The 18,003-nt window shown below is 68.6% G+C and carries 20 protein-coding genes; 7 read left to right on the plus strand and 13 right to left on the minus strand.

From position 1 onward, the window contains the following. Window positions 1-39 precede the first annotated feature (39 nt). Window positions 40-906 carry an LLM class F420-dependent oxidoreductase gene (locus tag AB0F41_RS03925; RefSeq protein WP_357421186.1) on the plus strand — a complete coding sequence of 289 codons (867 nt, stop codon included), beginning with the start codon at window positions 40-42 and terminating at the stop codon, window positions 904-906. A 30-nt stretch (window positions 907-936) separates the two neighbouring features. On the opposite strand, the gene AB0F41_RS03930 is transcribed toward AB0F41_RS03925, so the two are convergent. From AB0F41_RS03930 to AB0F41_RS03950, 5 genes are all read right to left on the minus strand, one after another. Further along, window positions 937-1,998 (minus strand): prenyltransferase, encoded by a 1,062-nt coding sequence (locus AB0F41_RS03930; RefSeq protein ID WP_357421187.1) that lies wholly within the window; start codon window positions 1,996-1,998, stop codon window positions 937-939. Next, window positions 1,985-2,716: a class I SAM-dependent methyltransferase gene (locus AB0F41_RS03935; RefSeq protein ID WP_357421188.1), complete on the minus strand. Its 732-nt coding sequence runs from the start codon at window positions 2,714-2,716 to the stop codon at window positions 1,985-1,987. Before AB0F41_RS03935 ends, AB0F41_RS03930 begins: the two co-directional genes overlap by 14 nt. Further along, window positions 2,710-3,978: a glycosyltransferase family 4 protein gene (locus AB0F41_RS03940; protein WP_357421189.1), complete on the minus strand. Its 1,269-nt coding sequence runs from the start codon at window positions 3,976-3,978 to the stop codon at window positions 2,710-2,712. The genes AB0F41_RS03935 and AB0F41_RS03940 overlap by 7 nt, the downstream gene beginning before the upstream one ends. Before the next feature lies 1 nt (window position 3,979). Then, window positions 3,980-4,855 (minus strand): LLM class F420-dependent oxidoreductase, encoded by an 876-nt coding sequence (locus tag AB0F41_RS03945; protein ID WP_357421190.1) that lies wholly within the window; start codon window positions 4,853-4,855, stop codon window positions 3,980-3,982. A gap of 73 nt (window positions 4,856-4,928) precedes the next feature. Then, window positions 4,929-5,333 (minus strand): carboxymuconolactone decarboxylase family protein, encoded by a 405-nt coding sequence (locus tag AB0F41_RS03950; RefSeq protein WP_357421191.1) that lies wholly within the window; start codon window positions 5,331-5,333, stop codon window positions 4,929-4,931. Between the two features lie 423 nt (window positions 5,334-5,756). On the opposite strand from AB0F41_RS03950, the gene AB0F41_RS03955 reads away from it, so the two are divergent. The 4 genes from AB0F41_RS03955 to AB0F41_RS03970 are packed head-to-tail and all read left to right on the plus strand — an operon-like array spanning window position 5,757 to window position 9,460. Then, window positions 5,757-5,960: a ferredoxin gene (locus AB0F41_RS03955; RefSeq protein WP_357421192.1), complete on the plus strand. Its 204-nt coding sequence runs from the start codon at window positions 5,757-5,759 to the stop codon at window positions 5,958-5,960. A 39-nt stretch (window positions 5,961-5,999) separates the two neighbouring features. Next, window positions 6,000-6,551, plus strand: a complete 552-nt coding sequence (locus tag AB0F41_RS03960; protein ID WP_357421193.1) for a nuclear transport factor 2 family protein — start codon at window positions 6,000-6,002, stop codon at window positions 6,549-6,551. Window positions 6,552-6,556: 5 nt separating this feature from the next. Then, a complete protein-coding gene (locus AB0F41_RS03965; RefSeq protein ID WP_357421194.1) occupies window positions 6,557-7,807 on the plus strand; it encodes a hypothetical protein in 1,251 nt (416 codons plus the stop codon). A gap of 42 nt (window positions 7,808-7,849) precedes the next feature. Then, window positions 7,850-9,460: an acyl-CoA synthetase gene (locus AB0F41_RS03970; protein WP_357421195.1), complete on the plus strand. Its 1,611-nt coding sequence runs from the start codon at window positions 7,850-7,852 to the stop codon at window positions 9,458-9,460. Between the two features lie 48 nt (window positions 9,461-9,508). On the opposite strand, the gene AB0F41_RS03975 is transcribed toward AB0F41_RS03970, so the two are convergent. After that, on the minus strand, window positions 9,509-9,865 hold the full coding sequence (locus tag AB0F41_RS03975) for a hypothetical protein (RefSeq protein WP_357421196.1): 357 nt from the start codon (window positions 9,863-9,865) through the stop codon (window positions 9,509-9,511). Between the two features lie 95 nt (window positions 9,866-9,960). Next, window positions 9,961-10,626, minus strand: a complete 666-nt coding sequence (locus AB0F41_RS03980) for a class I SAM-dependent methyltransferase (RefSeq protein ID WP_357421197.1) — start codon at window positions 10,624-10,626, stop codon at window positions 9,961-9,963. A 117-nt stretch (window positions 10,627-10,743) separates the two neighbouring features. Here AB0F41_RS03980 and AB0F41_RS03985 point away from each other — a divergent pair, with 117 nt between their 5' ends. After that, window positions 10,744-11,322 carry a helix-turn-helix domain-containing protein gene (locus AB0F41_RS03985; RefSeq protein WP_357421198.1) on the plus strand — a complete coding sequence of 193 codons (579 nt, stop codon included), beginning with the start codon at window positions 10,744-10,746 and terminating at the stop codon, window positions 11,320-11,322. Window positions 11,323-11,335: 13 nt separating this feature from the next. Here the strand turns inward: AB0F41_RS03985 and AB0F41_RS03990 are convergent, their stop codons facing one another. The 6 genes from AB0F41_RS03990 to AB0F41_RS04015 all read right to left on the minus strand — a co-directional run bounded on the left by AB0F41_RS03990 (window position 11,336) and on the right by AB0F41_RS04015 (window position 16,695). Then, the gene (locus AB0F41_RS03990) at window positions 11,336-11,899 is read right to left on the minus strand and encodes a TetR/AcrR family transcriptional regulator (RefSeq protein WP_357421199.1); all 564 of its coding nucleotides are present in this window, start codon (window positions 11,897-11,899) and stop codon (window positions 11,336-11,338) included. 170 nt (window positions 11,900-12,069) lie between these two features. Further along, window positions 12,070-13,311, minus strand: a complete 1,242-nt coding sequence (gene mshC, locus AB0F41_RS03995) for a cysteine--1-D-myo-inosityl 2-amino-2-deoxy-alpha-D-glucopyranoside ligase (protein ID WP_357421200.1) — start codon at window positions 13,309-13,311, stop codon at window positions 12,070-12,072. A 168-nt stretch (window positions 13,312-13,479) separates the two neighbouring features. Next, window positions 13,480-14,280 carry an SCO1664 family protein gene (locus tag AB0F41_RS04000; protein WP_357421201.1) on the minus strand — a complete coding sequence of 267 codons (801 nt, stop codon included), beginning with the start codon at window positions 14,278-14,280 and terminating at the stop codon, window positions 13,480-13,482. Window positions 14,281-14,282: 2 nt separating this feature from the next. Beyond that, window positions 14,283-14,867, minus strand: coding sequence for a DUF3090 domain-containing protein (locus AB0F41_RS04005; protein ID WP_357421202.1), 585 nt, complete (start codon window positions 14,865-14,867; stop codon window positions 14,283-14,285). Window positions 14,868-14,990: 123 nt separating this feature from the next. After that, window positions 14,991-15,692, minus strand: a complete 702-nt coding sequence (locus AB0F41_RS04010; RefSeq protein ID WP_357421203.1) for a histidine phosphatase family protein — start codon at window positions 15,690-15,692, stop codon at window positions 14,991-14,993. 67 nt (window positions 15,693-15,759) lie between these two features. Next, window positions 15,760-16,695 (minus strand): undecaprenyl-diphosphate phosphatase, encoded by a 936-nt coding sequence (locus AB0F41_RS04015; RefSeq protein ID WP_357421433.1) that lies wholly within the window; start codon window positions 16,693-16,695, stop codon window positions 15,760-15,762. Window positions 16,696-17,018: 323 nt separating this feature from the next. On the opposite strand from AB0F41_RS04015, the gene AB0F41_RS04020 reads away from it, so the two are divergent. Beyond that, entirely contained in the window at window positions 17,019-17,993 is a 975-nt protein-coding gene (locus AB0F41_RS04020) for an aldo/keto reductase (RefSeq protein WP_357421204.1), read from the plus strand. Window positions 17,994-18,003 lie beyond the last annotated feature (10 nt).

Below are 18,003 nucleotides of genomic sequence, written 5' to 3' on the forward strand. Positions count from 1 at the left end.
GTGGACGGAGATCACCGACCACAGCAAGGGGACGACGGTATGGAACTCGGTTTCCACATCCCGATATTCGAGGTCGACGGCGGGACCGCCGCACTCGCGGGCGAACTGGCCCGGGCGGGCGCGGCGGCGGAGAACTCCGGGGCGACGTGGCTGTCGTTCATGGATCACTTCTTCCAGATCGAACCCACCGGCCTCCCGGCCGAGGCCAATATGCTGGAGGGCTACACCAGCCTGGGCTATATGGCCGCGCACACCAGCAGTATCGAACTGGGGCTGCTGGTCACCGGGGTGACCTACCGGCATCCGGGGCTGCTCGCGAAAACGGTCGCCACCCTCGACGTCCTGTCCGGCGGCCGGGCCGCGCTGGGAATCGGCGCCGCCTGGTTCGAGCGCGAGCATCACGGGTTGGGAGTGCCCTACCCGCCGGTGGCGGAACGGTTCGAACGCCTGGAGGAAACGCTGCGGATCAGCGCGCAGATGTGGGATCCGCAGAACAACGGGCCGTTCGAGGGGAAGCACTACCGGCTCGCGGAGACCCTGTGCAACCCGCAGCCGCTGCACCGGCCGACGGTGCTGATCGGCGGCGGCGGCGAGAAGAAGACGCTGCGCCTGGTGGCCCGCTACGGCGACGCCTGCAATCTGTTCGCCTCCACACCGGAGGAGGTCGCGCACAAACTCGACGTCCTGCGCGGGCACTGCGACGATCTGGGCACCGATTACGAGCGAATCCGCAAAACCGTGCTCGCCGGCAGCCCGGAGCCGGGCGCGCACGACGATTTCGTGCGCGATATGGCCGTCTACGCCGGAATGGGCGTCCATACCGCCATCGTGATGCCACCGGGCGGATCACCCGCGCGGTGGATCGATTCGGTGGCTCCGGTCGTGCCGCAGCTCGCCGAACTCTGAATCGCCCGTTTCGCCCGAACCCGCCCCGGACTATCCGGTGACCCGCACCGGCACCGGGCGGCCCGGGGCGGCGTCGGCGGCCAGATCGCGGAAGATCCCGTTGCCCGCGCTGGTCCGCGACAGCGCGTCCGCCGCCAGGATCATCGCGGCGCCGGTCCAGGTGGTGCGTTCCACCGGCCAGCGTTTCCCGTCCGCGTACACCAGCCCGGTCCAGTAGGAGCCGTCGGATTCGCGCAGATGCTGCATACTCGCGAACAGCTGCCGGGCGCGGTCGTGATCACCGAGCGCGTCCAGGGCCAGTACCAGTTCGCAGGTTTCGGCACCGGTCACCCAGGGCCGGTCGGAAACACAGCGGATACCGATATTGCCCACCACGAAAGTGTTCCAGCGTTCCGCGATCCGCGCGTACCCGGCGCGGCCGCGTAGCGCGCCGCCCAGGACCGGGTAGTACCAGTCCATCGAGTACCGGTCCTTCTCGGTGAACACCTCCGGGTGTTCGCGCAGTGCCGTCCCGAGCCGGGTCCGCGCGCGTTCCCACTCCGGGCGCGGATCGCCGAGCCGGCGCGCCAATTCGAGTGCGGCCCCCAGACTGTGGAACATACTGGCCGAACCGGTCACCAGCGCTTCGGGCAGGATGTTCGCCCCGTCGCGCAGCCAGTAGATCTGTCCCTGTTCACCCTGGCTGGCCACCACCAGGTCGATCGCCGCGGACACCACCGGCCACAGCTCGGCGGCGAACTCGGTGTCACCGGTGACGGCGAGATAGTGCCAGATCCCGGTGGCGATATAGGCGCAGAAGTTGACATCGGTGGCGGCGTCCTCGATCGCGCCGTCCCGGAACTGCATGGGCCACGACCCGTCGGCGCGCTGCGTGCGCGCCGACCACATGTAGGCGGCGACCGCCTCGTCGCGCAGACCGGCGACGGTCAGCGCCATGGCGGATTCGATGTGGTCCCACGGGTCGGTATGACCGCCCGGGAACCAGGGAATCGCGCCGTCGGGGTCCTGGACCGCGGCGATCGACTGCGCGGTCTGCAGGCATTGGCGGCGGGTGAGAACAGAAGGTACCGACGGTAGATCAACCGGCGGCACGGGTCACCGCCGGTTTGCTGAAGTACAGGGCGACGCTCTTACCGATCAGCGGGTCGAGTGCCTTCTCCGCCATCCGGGTCAGCCGCGGCTGTTTCATCATGTCCCACACCAGCATCCGGTGATAGGCGCGGACGAGCGAATGATCGGGTTTGTCCACCCCCACCGCGCATTTGATCCACCAGTACGGCGAGTGCAGGGCGTGCACGTGGGTGCGGTGGGTGTGCCGCAACCCGCGGGCGGTGATCTTGTCCCGCAACTCGTCGGCCCGGTAGATGCGGATATGCCCGCCCTCGTTGGCGTGGTATTCGTCCGACAGCGCCCAGCACACCCGTTCCGGCAGCCAGCGGGGCACGGTCACGACGAGCTGCCCGCCGGGTCGCAGGATCCGGACGAGCTCGGCGATGGCGGCGTCGTCGGCGGGGACGTGTTCCAGGATCTCCGAGGCGATGACGACATCGAATTCGCCGGCACCGTAGGGCAGGTCGAGCGCATCGCCGTGGACGGCTTCGGCCTTCGCGCCGGTGGGCGCCTCCCCGGCCTGGGCCATCGCCTCGAACATGGTGGCCACCCCGGCGAGTTCCGGGGCGTCCTGGTCGAAGGCGACCACATCGGCGCCGCGCCGGTAGGCCTCGAAGGAGTGCCGGCCCGCTCCGCAGCCGACGTCGATCACCCGGGTCCCCGGGCCGATTCCGGCGCGATCGAAATCGACGGTCAGCACGAGGCGCCTCCTGTGGTGGTGAGTTCTGCCGGTTCCCCGCCGTGACGGGCGATGGCGCGCTGGTACACCTCGACGGTCTGCGCGGCCACCGATTCCCAGCTGAACACCGAGACCGCGCGCTCGCGGCCGGCGATCTGCATCCGCTGCCGGACCTGCGGGGAGTCGAGCAGGCGGCCGATCACGCGGGCCAGTTCGGCGGAATCGCCGGGCCGGGTGAGTTCGGCGCACACTCCGGGTTCACCCACGACCTCCGGCAGCGCACCGGTGCGGCTGACGACCAGCGGGGTACCGGAGGCCATCGCCTCGACCGCGGGCAGCGAGAACCCCTCGTACAGGGACGGGATGCAGGCGATCTCCGCGGAGGCGAGCACTTCGGCCAGTTCGGTATCGGTCAGGCCGGGGCGGACGGTGACGATATCGGACAGGCCGAATTCGGCGATCTGTTTCTCGGTGGGCCCGTTCGGCTCCAATTTCGCCACCAGCTGCAGTTCGACCCGGTGGGTGACCCGCAGCCGGGCGAGGGCCTGCAGCAGGTGGGTGATGCCCTTGAGGGGTTTGTCGGCGCTGGCGACGGCGACGATCCGGCCGGGCACCCGCGGCCCGCGCGGGGCGAACAGCGCGGTGTCCACACCGAGCGGTACCACGTTCAGCCGGGCCGGGTCGACACCGAAATCGCCGGCGATATCGGCTGCCGACGACGAGGACACGGTGAGCAGGTCCGGGATCCGGCGGGCGATGCGCTGCTGCATGCCCAGGAACCCGTACCAGCGCCGGACCAGCGGTTTGCGCCGCCAGATCGCGGCCGCCAGATCGACCTCACGGTCCTTGGTGATGGGATGGTGCACGGTCGCCACCAGCGGCAGCCGTTGCGCGATATCCAGCAGTCCGCTGCCCAGGCACTGGTTGTCGTGCACCACGTCGAAATCGGCCACCCGGTCGCGCAGCAGCCGCGCGGCCCGCAGGCTGAAGGTCCGGGGTTCGGGAAAGCCCGCGGTCCACATGGTGGCCAGTTCCAGCAGGTCGATCCGGTCCCGGATCTCCCCGGGGTGGGGTGTGCGGAAAGGATTGTCCTCACGGTAGAGGTCCAGGCTGGGGACCTCGGTCAGGGTGACGCGCGGATCGAGATCGGCCGGGTAGGGCTGGCCGGAGAACACCTCGACGTCGTGGCCGAGCTCGGCCAGTCCGGCGCTGAGCCGGCGCACGTAGACTCCCTGCCCACCGCAATGAGGCTTGCTGCGGTAGGACAACAAGGCAATGCGCACGCTAGCTGTCCTCACCTGTCTCGGTGATCGAATTCATGCTCCGCAGTTTGCCAGCCAGCCGTTCGAGGTAGGCACGCACCTCCGGTTCCGGTTTGTCCGGAACCCCGTACAGCACATCGGTGACGCCGTCGGCGGCCCAGGACGCCAGGCGCTCGGCGTCGGGTTTGAAGTCCAGCGCCACCACCCGCGGGGCGCCCTCGCGGCCCGCGTCCGCCCAGGCCTTCTTCAGCGTGGCGAGGCGTCCGGAGATATCGGATTCCCCGGGTGTGGTGATCCAGCCGTCGGCGTTCTTCGCGATCCAGGCGCAGGTCTTCTCGGTGCCGGCGGCGCCGATCAGCACGGGGATGGTGCGATCGACCGGTTTCGGCCAGGCCCAGCTCGGGCCGAAGTTCACGAAGTCGCCGTCGTAGGCGGCCTCGTCCTCGCTCCACAGCGCCCGCATCGCCTCCAGGTACTCGCGCAGCACGGTCCGTCGCTTGTTACCGGGTACGCCGTGGTCGGCGAGCTCGTCGGTGTTCCAGCCGAAACCGGCGCCCAGGGTCACCCGGCCGCCGGAGAGATGGTCGAGGGAGGCGATGGTCTTGGCGAGGGTGATCGGATCGTGCTCCACCGGCAGCGCGACCGCGGTGGACAGCTCGATACGCTCGGTGACCGCCGCCGCCATGGCCAGCGACACCCACGGGTCGAGGGTGCGCATATAGCGGTCGTCGGGCAGGGAGGCGTCGCCGGTCTGGGGGTGTGCGGCCTCGCGTTTCACCGGGATATGGGTGTGCTCGGGGACGTAGAAGGAGCTGAAATCGTTGTCCTCGGCGGCCTTGGCCGCGGCGGCGGGGGTGATCCCGCGATCACTGGTGAACAGAACGATGCCGAAACGCATACCGGTGCCTTGTCTGTGTGAGGGTCGTCGTACCGCGATGGGCCCGCGGGCACGGCGGGGATGAGCGCGGTCGTCAGCGACCGTTCTGGGCGGCCTTGCGGGCCTTTTTGTTGCGCTGGTCGATCTGCGCGCCGATCACGTGGTCCAGGGAGGTTCCGGCCGGCCAGCCGACGTAGTGGCACAGGAACAGCGAGATCTCGCGCAATTCGGTTTCGTCGAGTTCCTCGTTCTGCAGGGCGGCGCCGATCTGGATTCCGGCGACATCGAACAGCCCCTGCGCGGTGAGTGCCCCGAGCAGCAGCAGTCTGCGGTCGCGCAGGCTGAGGCCGGGCCGCGACCAGATATCGGCGAACAGGTGGTCGGCGGTGACCGCGAAATGGTCGCCGGGGCCGTCCTGGAATTCCCATCCGTAGACCTCCGCCATCTTGGCCAGGCCGCGCTCGCGCACGGTCGGCTGCGGGGTGGGGTCGTCGCTCATATCGCTCCTTCTACGCCGGACCGGGCCGGGCGAGAGTGTCTGGACAGGTGTACGGAATATAATTCGGACGATCTCCACCACGCAAGAACATGTTCTCGTTTCGCTACGCCGCACGGTCGGGCGCGAATCCGGTCGGCGACATTCGCGAATCCACCCGGACACCGTATCCAGTCTGGGAAAATTGCTGAATCGTTGTCGGACACATCTCTCGGTGGTAGCGTCCAGACACATGTCCAGCAATGTGTCTCTTCTACCGCTTCGCCGCCCCCGGCGCGGGAAGAACTCGTTCTCGGACCGGATAGACCAGACGGCGCGGCCCCGGCGCGGGAGCTCCCCGGCCCGCGCCGCCGGCCGGCCCCCGCGCAACGCCGCGCGCACCGCCCCGCGCGGCCCCGCCCATACGACGCCGAGGGAGTGCACATCATGAAAATCGAGGCAGATCTGGACCTGTGCCAGGGCCATGCCGTCTGCGCCGCCGAAGCACCCGGCATCTTCTCGGTACCCAAACGCGGGCAGGTCGAGATCCTCGACTCCGAACCCGGACCGGAGCACAAGGCCGATGTCGACAACGCCATCCGCTACTGCCCCACCCAGGCCCTCATGCTCGTCGCCGGCAACGGCGACTGACCCCCCTCCGCAACAGGTTCTTCGAAAGGGACAACACCGATGACAGGTTTCGATCGCGCCGAACTCGACGAAATGGTGCGCCGCTGGGTGGCCGAGAACGAGCGCTGCGAGAAACTGGGCGACTGGAAGCCGCTGGCCGAGATGTACACCGAGGACGCCACCTACGGCTGGAACTACGGCCCCAAGGACGAGTTCATGGCGGTGGGCCGCGCCGAGATCCGCGATCTGGCACTCGGCCAGGAGATGGAGGGCCTGGAGGGCTGGGAATACCCGTACCAGCAGTTCGTGATCGACGAGCGCAGCGGTGACGTCATCGGGTTCTGGAAGCAGACCTACACCACGACGCCACGCGAAGACGGCAGCCTGTACACGGTGGACGGGATCGGCGGCAGCTGGTTCCGCTACGGCGGGAACTACCAGTGGTCCTGGCAGCGTGACTTCTTCGACTTCGGCAACGTCTCGTCACTGTTCCTGGAGATGATGACCAACAAGGCGATGTCGGACGGGATGAACCAGCGCATCGCGAAATCCACCGCCGGCCGGCTGCCCGGCTGGTACCGGATCGGCACCGCGCCCGCCTCCCTATGGTGAACCCGATGACGATACCCACGAGCCGGTTCCACGCGCTCGGCCGCGCGGAACTCGCGGCCCTGGTCCCCGAACTGCTGCTGTGCGGTCAGCTCATCGACCGTTCGGGGATGGCGCACTGCATCTCCGCCTTCGGCCGGGAGGGGATGGCCGAAGTCGCCATCGAGGAATGGCAGCTGTCGAGCCCGGTCTATACCCGGCGTATGCAGCGGGCCCTCGGCTACACCGGCGACGATATCGTCACCATCTTCAAGGGTCTGCAGCTCGATATCGGCGCGCCGCCGCAGTTCATGGACTTCCGGTTCCGGGTCGACGATCCGCACCACGGTGAGTTCTGGCTGGACCATTGCGGCGCCCTGGTCGATGTCGAGCCCATGGGCCCCGAATATGTGACGGCCATGTGCCACGACATCGAGGACCCCACCTTCGACGCCACCGCGCTCGCCACCAACAAATACGCCCAGGTGCGCCCGATCCACCGGCCACCGCGCCAACCCGCGGACCGGCATCCGATGTGCGCGTGGACGGTGGTCATCGATGAATCGCACACCCCTCCGGAGGTACCCCGCAACGCACCTCTGGTGGCCGGATCGGTCGCCGCCGGGTTGCCGCTGGCCGATATCGACCCCGCGGACGAGGGCCGCGCCGACTACAGCGGCCCACTGCTCAGCGATCTGCGATTCCCCGATTTCTCCCATTCCGCCCTGGTCCGGATCGCGGAGGAGGTGTGCCTGCAGCAGCATCTGCTGGTACTCGGTTTCCTGGTCGCCGTCCACGAACGCACCGATGTGGATTCGGCACTCGAGATCGGGCGCAAGCAGCTCATCGGGATCGCCGGAGTCACCTCCGAACGGATCCGCGCCTGCCTCGGGCTCGGCGACGATATCGACGCCCTCGCCGCGGTGCTGCGCGTCCATCCGGCGCTCAATCCCCTGCACTACACCGATGTCGACGTCGAGCCCGGCACCGATGTTCTGCGGGTGCGGTTCCCCGGCACCAGCGGGGCACTCACCGACCGCGGCTGGCTCTCGCTGATCCGCCCCGATCAGCTGGGACCACTGGATTCGCTGGTCCGGGGTGTTAATCCGCGTTTCGCGAGCCGGGTCGCCGAATCCGGGCCCGACGGGTGGACCGCCGAGATCACCCTCGCCGAGACCCCCTTCGCGGAGGCCCCGGAGGTGGCGATCACCCGATTCAGCACCGGCGTGGAGTTCCAGTTCACCGATCGCGGAATACCGCTGCCCCTCACCGTCCTCTGATCCTCCCGGCACGGGAGGATCCGGCACCACCGCAGGATTGACATGGCCAATAACTTCGCCGACCTGTTCGAACATTCCGTCGACGCCGTGCCCGACCGGATCGCATTGATCGAACGAGGCAGGCGCGTCACCTACCGCGAACTGGACGAGCGGTCCAATCGACTCGCCCACCATCTGGCGTCGGTGGGGGTCGGGCACGGCACCCATATCGGTTTCCAGATGCACAACAGCATCGACACGATGCAGACGCTGATCGCCTGCTTCAAACTCGCGGCCGTTCCGATCAATATCAATTTCCGGTACGGCCCGGACGAACTCGCCTACCTCTACGACAACGCCGACCTCGAACACCTCGTCTACCACGCCTGCTACGGGGACGCGGTGCGCGCCGCCGCGCAGCGCTCCCCCCGCCTGAAGTACCTGCTGTGTGTCGCCGACGACCGGGCCGCGGCCGATCCCGGGGTGGACTGCCTGGCCGAGGTCACCGCGGCCGCGCCCACCACCCGTCCCGAGGTCGCCCGCAGCGCCGACGATCTGTTCGTCATGTACACCGGCGGCACCACGGGGATGCCCAAGGGCGTGCTGTGGCGGCAGGAGGATATGTGGCGGGTGCTCGGCGGCGGGATCGACTTCTACAGCAACGAACCGGTCACCGACGAATACCAGCAGTCCCGCACCGGTGCGGCCGGTGAACCCTCCACCTGGATGATCCTGCCGCCGCTCATGCACCTGGCCGCCATGATGCCGACGTTCATCGCGCTGTGGTCGGGCAACTGCGTGATCTTCGAACCGCATTTCGACGCGGCCACCGTGTGGAAGACTGTGACCGCCGAACGCCCGGGCGTCATGGTCATCACCGGGGACGCGATGGCGCGCCCGCTGATCGACTCCTACCGCGCCGATCCCGTCGACGCGACCGGACTGTTCATGATCGCGTCGGGCGCCGCGCTACTCACTCAGCCGACGAAGAACGCCCTGCTGGACCTGATGCCGAACCTGTTCGTCTCCGATTCCATCGGCTCCTCCGAAACCGGTTTCGGAGGCATCGGTTTCGCGCAGAAGGACGACGATCCGGCCCGGAAGCCACGGGTGTCGATCGGGCGCGGCGCGGTGGTCGTCGACGATGCCGGGAAACCCGTGACGCCCGGTGAGGAGGGCTGGTTGGCGAAAACCGGTTCGGTTCCGCTCGGCTACTACAAGGACGACGCCAAGACCGCGAAACTGTTCAAAGTGGTCGACGGCGCACGGATCGTGGTGACCGACGACCGCGCCCGCCTGGAGGACGACGGCACGATCAGCCTCATCGGCCGCGGCAATATGGTGATCAACACCGGTGGTGAGAAGGTGTTCGCCGAAGAGGTCGAGGGCGTGGTGAAATCCCATCCCGCGATCTACGACGCGACCGTGATCGGGGTGGATCACGACCGCTGGGGTCAGCAGGTCGCCGCTGTCGTCAGTCTCACCGCGGACGCCGCCGGATCGCTCGATATGGCCGATCTGCAGAAACACGTGCGCGGCCATCTGGCGGGATACAAGGTGCCGCGGGCGATCTGGATCACCGAGACGATCACCCGGTCGCCCAGTGGGAAACCCGATTACACGTGGGCCAAGCAGTACGCTGCCGGCCGCGCAGCGGACCACCTGCCGGACTGAATCCGCCGCCTTCCGGTGTCCTCGTGCGGAGACTGCCGAAGCACCGGTTCAGGGGTGATCTCGTTCTGTTGTGCCGTGCTGCGAATTGGTATGGCTCGACGGCCGGTCATCGCTGAACCGGTCCTTCCGGCCGGAGCTCAGCGCCGCGAAGAGACCGAACAGGGCGACGACCACCAGCCACGCCGTGGCTCCGAAACTTCCGACGATGGCCGCCCCCCACAGCATGATGAACGGTCCGAAGTACTCCACACGGGACCAATATCCGCAGGGGCCCACATCTTCCGGAATGGTCGCGCATTCGGGATGCCCGATGGCCGCCCAGGAAAGGGTGGCGATCGCCGGAATCGCGACGGCCACAGCGACTACGAGCGCCGCGCCGAAGAGGACCCTGTCCCGCACAGTCATGCGGTAGGAGTGTAATTGCCGACAGCCGGTCCACCGGCGGTGGCGTGGATCCGCACCCGGGCAGACATCGGGTGCGGCCGCCGGGCCGATAGCCGTCAGAGTTCGGGGCTCGGGGCGATTCGTTCGAGAATGCGCAGCGAACTGGTAACCGAGACCTCGCGGAACTCACCGCTGTCAAGGGCGCGCCGGTAGATCCCGTAGGGCGCCTGACCGCCGTCGGCCGGGTCGGGGAACACATCGTGGATGGCGAGGCCGCCGCCGGGAACGACCCATTTGACCCAGCCGCGGTAGTCGCGGTCCGCGGCTTCCTCGGTATGACCGCCGTCGATGAACAGGAACTCGATCGGGGTCCGCCAGGCGCGGGCCACCTGGGCGGACGTACCGACGACGGCGACGACGACATCGCTGAGCCCGGCGGAATCGATGGTGTGCCGGAACCGGGGCAGAGTGTCGAACAGGCCGGTGACCGGATCGACGAGGGTGCTGTCGTGGTACTCCCAGCCGGGCTGATGCTCCTCGGAGCCGTGATGGTGGTCGACGGTGAAGACCACGCCGCCCTGGGCGCGGGCGGCGGAGCCGAGCAGGATCGCCGATTTGCCGCAGTAGGTGCCGATCTCGGTGACGACCCCGCCGCGGCAGTACTTCACTGCCGCGGCGTGCAGCGCGTGCCCCTCGTCCTCCGGCATGAATCCGGTGGCCCGGCGGGCATGATCGAACAGTTGCTCGTCGGTCAGCGGTGTCGTGGGGGCTGGCGAGGTCATACGGGCTGTGGGCTCACTTCCGGGAACGCGGCTGTCGGCGGTGATCGACATTACTGGACGGGCGCCGAACGGCGACGATGTTGCTCGGGCACAGGACCGACACTACTATCTAGACACATGTCCGAAGGCGATTCCAGAATTCTCGAGGCCACTCGGCGCCGCCTGAGCGGAAAGCAGGCGGACACGGTGGACCGGCTCACCAAGGCCGCGATGGAGGTACTGGCCCGCGAAGGGTTCGCCGGACTCACCATCCGGATGGTCGCCGGCGCGGCCGGGGTGGGCACCGCCACCGCCTACACCTATTTCTCGTCGAAGGAACATCTGGTCGCCGAGATCTTCTGGCGGCGGATCCGATCCTCGCAGACCCCGGTCAGCGAGGACGCCGACCCCACCGTGCGGGTGCTCGCCGAACTCCGCGGAATCGCCCTGCTGGTGGCGGACGAACAGGAACTCTCGGGCGCGGTCACCAGCGCCCTGCTCGGACGCGACCCGGATGTCGAACATCTGCGCACCAGGATCGGGGTGGAGATCCGCGCGCGCATCACCCGGGCGCTGGAACCGGAAGCCGACCCCGACATCGTGGAATCGCTGGAATTGCTGTACGCGGGGGCGCTGGTGCGCGCCGGTATGGGCTACGAATCGTATGCCGATATCGCCGACCGGCTGGAACGAGCGGCGCTGCTCGTCCTGAAATAGCCGGCCGAGCCCGTCACTCGGTGACAGCGGCGCGGCGGGTATGCGAGAACACCAGCCGCGCGAACTCGCCGAGCAAATCCTCCAGGCACACCTGCTGCCCGGCCGCCACCATCTGCTGATAACCGATGAGCATGGCCATACCGAGTTCGGTATCCACGGCCGCGATCCGCTCGTCGGCCACCACCCCCATGATCGTCTTGCGCACGGTCCGGCGCCGCGATTCGTCGACCCGCTTGAGGGCCACCCCCACCGCCTCGTCGTTGGCGGCCCAGGCCCGGATCGCCGCCTCGGCCCGGTGATGCAGGCCCAGCGTGAGATCCGACAGGGCGCGGATCGCCTGTTCGGGGGCGGAGGGATCGAAATTCAGGGTCCGCAGGATGAGCACCTGCCGGTTCTCCCAATGCTCCAGCAGCGCACCCACATACGACTGCCAGCTCCCGAAATGATGGTAGAACGAGCCACTGGTCACACCCAGGCGGCGGCACAGCACACCGATATTGAGGTTGCGGAAACCCAGCTCGGACAGGACCTCCAGGCCGGTGTCGAAGTAGTTGTCCTTACTGACGATACGAGACATACGGCGCCGATCTCTTCGCGGAACGGATGGGAGAATTCGAGCATCGAACAGTACCCCATCGGCACCGTCGGCTTCTTCACCATGGTGAGAGATCACCAGCCGCGCCGGTGTGAACCCGGGCGGCGAAAGCACTTGTGCCCGAACCGGACCGCCGCCCCACCGGGTCGGTGTCAGCGTAGCCGCACACCCAGCAGCGCGTCGACCGCGGCGGCGATTTCGGCGCCCGCCCCGGAATCGGCGCCTCCGTAGTCGAGGGTGTCGCGCGCCCAGGCGTCGACGGCGGCCAGCGCGCGCGGTGTATCCAGGTCGTCGGCCAGGTGGGTGCGCAGCCGCGCCACCGTATCGGTGGCCGCGGCGGCGGCCGGCGCGGCGGCGGCGCGGCGCCACAGATCCAGGCGGGCCTGCGCCTGCGCCTGCACATCCTCGGTCCACGAACGGTCGGTGCGGTAGTGCCCGGCGAACAACCCGAGCCGGATCGCCGCCGGATCCACGCCCCCGGCCCGCAGCTTCGACACCAGCACCAGATTGCCCTTGGACTTCGACATCTTCTCGCCGTCCAGGCCGATCATGCCGGTGTGCACATAGTGGCGGGCGAACCGGCGCCCGGCCGCCAGGGCTTCACCGTGCGCGGCGGAGTACTCGTGATGGGGGTAGATCAGATCGCTGCCGCCACCCTGGATATCGAATTCGCTACCCAGCCGGTTCACCGCGATCGCGGCGCATTCGATATGCCAACCGGGCCGTCCCGGCCCGAACGGCGACGGCCACGACGGTTCACCGTCGCGTTCGGCGCGCCACAGCAGTGCGTCCAGCGGGTCGCGTTTCCCAGGACGTTCCGGGTCGCCGCCGCGTTCGGCGAACAGCCGCTCCATCGTGGCGCGGTCGTAGCCGGATTCGTAGCCGAACTGATCGGTGGCGTCGGTGCGGAAGTAGATATCGGGGTAGCGAGAGTCCTCGACGGTGTAGGCGGCGCCCGATGCCAGCAGTTTGGCCACCAGTTCGACGACTTCGTCCACCGATTCGACCGCGCCCACATAGTCGCGCGGCGGCAGCACCCGCAGCGCCGCCATATCCTCGCGGAACAGTTCGATCTCGCCGTTGCCCAGGTCGCGCCAGTCCACGCCGTCGCGGGCGGCGCGCTCGAACAGCGGATCGTCGACATCGGTGACGTTCTGCACGTAGTGCACATCGTGCCCGGCATCACGCAGTACCCGGTTCACCAGATCGAACGTCAGATAGGTGGCGGCGTGGCCGAGATGGGTCGCGTCGTACGGGGTGATCCCGCAGACGTACATGGTTGCCGTGGTGCCCGGTGTGACCGGGCGGATACAGGAGTCGGCGGTATCGTGCAGACGCAACGGAGGCCCTGCTCCGGGGACCGCGGGAATCGGGGTATCGGACCAGGACTGCATACCTCCGAGAGTAGAGGTCGACGCTGTCCGCTCACCGCCCGCCCCGCCCGCCGCCGCGCCACCGCGGCTGCGGATGGGGCCTGGACCTGCACGAACCCGGCCGCGCGGCGGAGGCAACCGTTCACCTCGAGCAGAACGAATGGTCGGATGAACCGGCCCGGGCCGGGGTCAGAACGCCGGCCACGGGATCGGCCGCGGCGTCTCCGGGAACGGCATCACCGGATCGTCGAGCAGCCGTTTGGCGCGGCGCAGCAGCGCGTCGATCTCGGCGTCTGTCAGATACTCGGCCAGGCGATCCGCCGACTCGCCCGGCAGGGTCTCGGTGAACGCCGCGATATCGGCGAGCAGATCCCCGGGAACCGGGTCCCCGGCCCAGCCCCACAGCACGGTGCGCAGCTTGTTCTCCTGATGCAGGCAGATTCCGTGGTCGACGCCGTACACCCCGCCGTCGACCGCCTCCAGAGCATGCCCGCCCTTACGGTCGGCATTGTTCAACAGCACATCCAGCACCGCCATCCGCCGCAACCGCGGATCGTCGGCGTGCACCAGCGCCACCTCGTCCCCGGCCCCGTCATAGGCGCGCAGGATCTCCCGGTAGCCATCGGGCACCAGCTCCGGCGGGCACAGATCCACCAGATCCAGCCGGGTATCGGCGGCCGCACGCGGGTCCCGGGTGGTGATCCAGCGCTGCACCATCCCCGGTCCGTACGGGCCGTCCCGCAGCACCGTCTCCGGGATCACCGTCCAGCCGAGCGCACCGCAGATGAGATACGACGCCACCTCCCGGCCCGCCAGCGTGCCATCGGGAAAATCCCACAGCGGCTGCTCGCCGCGTACCGGCTTGTACACCACCCGCACCGCCCCCTCCGCGGTGGCCAGATCGCAGACCAGGGTGACGTTGCTGGCGACCCCCACCCGGCCCAGCACCGTCAGTTCACCGGTGGACAGCACGTCCCCGGTATCGGGCACGCTCACTCCTCCAGATCACTCGCGCCGAACAGTTCACCGCGTTTGTACCCGTTGGTCCGCACACACATGTGGCCGCGCGCCGACAGCGGCTCCCCGCACAGTGGGCAGGGGGGCCGACCGGCCGCGATCACCCGCGTGGACCGCAAGGCGAACTCCCGCGCCTGATCGGGGGTCAGGAACACCCGCACCGCGTCGGGACCCTCCTCGGTGTCGTCGAGCACCACCGATTCGTCGACCTCGGTCTCGGTGATCGCCAGCAACTCCACCACCACAGCGCCCGCGTCGGCGTCCCAGCCCAGACCCATCGTGCCGACCCGGAACTCCGCATCGATAGGGGTCACCAGCGGGTCGTTGTCGTTGACCGCATCGGCCTGTGGCGGCACCTCGGCACCGAACCGGCGCTGCACTTCGTCCAGCAGCAGCCCCATCCGGTCGGCGAGAACTTTCACCTGCTGCTTCTCCAGCAGCACGCTCACCACCCGGGGTTCCTCCACTGCCTGCAGATAGAACGCGCGGTCGCCCGGCTCACCGACAGTTCCGGCGACGAAACGTTCGGGGGTGCGGAAAACATGGATTGCGCGTGACACATGCACCTCCTGATACGTGACCCTGTTCGGCTGCGGTGCTCCGCTGCGCCGTATCCCGGCGCGGACGCCGATTCGCCCGAAGCCGCCGAGAGGTGGCGCATCCGCCGGTATCGGGCATACCCATTATCCGTCTTTCCTTCCCGCCCCGATCTCCCCGCCGGGCACCGGGCCGGACGTCCCGGATTCGGCCGCCGGTGCGGGCGCCAGCCCCGACAGGTCCGCGCCGGTGTCGTTCATCCGCGCCACGAACGGGGCGGTGCGGGTGTAGCGGATCACGCTGAGCGATGCCGGCTCGACCATGATCCGCTGGAAACCGTCCAGATGGATGCCCAGCGCGTCGGCGAGCACCGATTTGATGACGTCACCGTGTGTGCACGCCACCCACAGCCGGTCACCGTCGTGCAACTCCGCCAGCGCGCGATCGTGTTCCCGGATCGCCGACACCGCCCGCGCCTGCACCTGCGCCAAGCCCTCACCACCGGGGAACACCGCCGCCGAGGCATGCCGCTGCACCACCTGCCACAGTGGTTCGGCCAGCAGGTCCTTGATCTTGCGGCCCGTCCACTCGCCGTAGTCGACCTCGGCGAGCCGGTCGTCGACCACCGGTTCCAGGCCGAGCCCGGCCGCCACCGGGGACACCGTGCGCTGGCAGCGCAGCATCGGCGAGGTGACGATCCGGGTGATCGGCAGCCCGGCCAGCCGCTCCGCGACGACCCGGGCCTGCTCACCACCGCGATCGGTGAGCTCCACCCCCGGGGATCGTCCGGCAAGAGTGCCACCGGTATTGGACGTCGACACACCGTGCCGCAGCAGGATCACCGTCATATCGCCAGCCTAATGGGCGCGGCCGCGCGCGGTCTCCAGGTGAACCCGCGCCGGGCGCCGGTACCGGTCATGTCGCGGCCACGACCCCGCCCGCGAGCAGCCCGATGATCACGAACCCCAGCACGATCCGGTAGCCGACGAACCAGTAGAACGAATGCTTCTCCACGAACCGCAGCAGCCACGCCACCGACGCATAGCCGACCACGAACGAAATCAGGGTCGCCACCAGCAACTGCGGCCCCGATGCGTTCAGGCCGTCACCCGCGGGCTCGAAAGCGTCCGGGAGACTGAAAAGTCCGGACGCGGTGACCGCCGGGATCGCCAGCAGGAACGAGAACCGCACCGCCGCCTCACGTTTCAACCCGAGGAACAGCCCGGCGCTGGACGTGGCGCCCGACCGGGAAACCCCCGGGATCAGCGCCAGGCACTGCGCGAAACCCATCACCAGACCGTCGCGGGTGGTGAGTTGTTCCAGCGACCGCTCTTTCCGGCCGAAATGTTCGGCCGCCGCGATCACCAGCGCGAATACGATCAACATGATCGCCACCAGCCACAGATTGCGGGCCCCGGTACGGATCTGGTCCTTGAATACGAACCCCAGCACCCCGATCGGGATGGTGGCGATGATCACATACCAGCCCATGCGGTAATCGAGTTCGCGCTGCGCCTCGGCACCGGGGTCGTACCCGATCGGACCCGAGCCGGTGACGACCGGAAGTTTGGTGGTGACCATTTCGCTGACCGGGACGGTCTCCCGGGACCGCGCGGTCAGCTTCTCGAATACGGTGGCGCACCACACGCAGACGATGCGCCAGATGTCCTTGGCGAAGAACAACAACACCGCCGCCTCGGTACCGAGCTGGGTGACGGCGGTGAACGAAGCACCCGCGTCGTCACCGAAGAACACCGAGGACACGATCCGCAGATGCCCCGACGACGAAACCGGCAGGAACTCCGTCAGACCCTGCACCAGCCCGAGCACCAACGCCTGCACCCAGGTCATCGACTCGCCAACCACACAACCTCCTGAACCACGCCGAAAACCCGCTCCGCCTTCGGTCTTACGGCATCCCGCCCGCGAACGGGCACGGCGATCGACCGCAGCGACCCTACAATGCCCGCCGCGCGCCGCGCGCGGCGGACCGCCTCCCCCGCCGGACACGCCACACCGACGAGTTCGCCGCGAACGGTCACCGAGCGGTCACGCTCTAGGCTGGGCGCCGTGAGGAAACGTCCAACCGTGCCGTGTCTTCTGCGCAGGAGCGAGGGCCCTGCCGGGTCACGCTCTGCTACCGCCGCTCCCGTACCGGACACGGAGACCCGGTGATGGAACAGCGCACCGTCGGCCGCAGCGGACTGCGGGTGTCACGGATCGGCCTGGCCACCCATACCTGGGGCGGCCACACCGACGCCGATACCGCCGCCGCGCAACTGATCGCGTTCGCCGAAGCCGGCGGCACCCTCGTCGACACCTCCCCCTCCTACACCGGCGGGGCGGCCCAGCGCATCCTGGCCGATCTGCTGGGAGATCTGGTGTCACGCGACGAACTCGTGCTGTGCGCCGGCGCCGGGCTGGTACCGCATCTGCCCGCCGTACCCGCCGGCAGCGACCCACCACCCCCCGACCCCACCCGGGTCGGCATCGACTGTTCCCGCCGTACCCTGCTGCGCCAGCTCGACCGCACCCTGCTGGAACTGGGCACCGACCACCTCGACCTGTGGCAGGTCACCGCCTGGGATCCGGTCACCCCGCTCGACGAGGTCGCAGGGACCCTCGACCACGCCGTACGGTCGGGCCGCGTCCGCTACGCCGGGGTCCGCGGCCTCACCGCCTGGCAGCTGGCCAGCCTCGCCGCGATCACCCCGATCACCTCCGTCCAGACCCCGTACTCGCTGCTCACCCGCGGCGCCGAGGACGACACGGTCCCGGCAGCCACCCATCACGGCGCCGGTATCGTCGCCACCGCACCGCTGGCCGCGGGCATCCTCACCGGCAAATACCGCGACGGTGTGCCCGCCGACTCCCGTGCCGCCGACGAGGCGACAGCCGCCGAGATCCGCGGCCGGCTCGACGACGACCGCGCCACCGCCGTCGTCGACGCCCTGGTCACCGCCGCCGACGGCCTGGCGACCTCACCGCTGGCGGTCGCCCTGGCCTGGGTCCGTGACCGGCCCGGCGTTGCGAGCATGTTCGTCGGCGCGCGCGATATGGGACAACTCACCGGGGTCCTGGCCGCCGAAACCCTCGAACTGCCACGCGCGATCGCCGCCGCCCTCGACGATGTGAGCTCCACCGCGTAGCCGGGGGCGG

The organism is Nocardia sp. NPDC024068, assembly GCF_040638875.1.
Taxonomy (GTDB): Bacteria; Actinomycetota; Actinomycetes; order Mycobacteriales; family Mycobacteriaceae; genus Nocardia.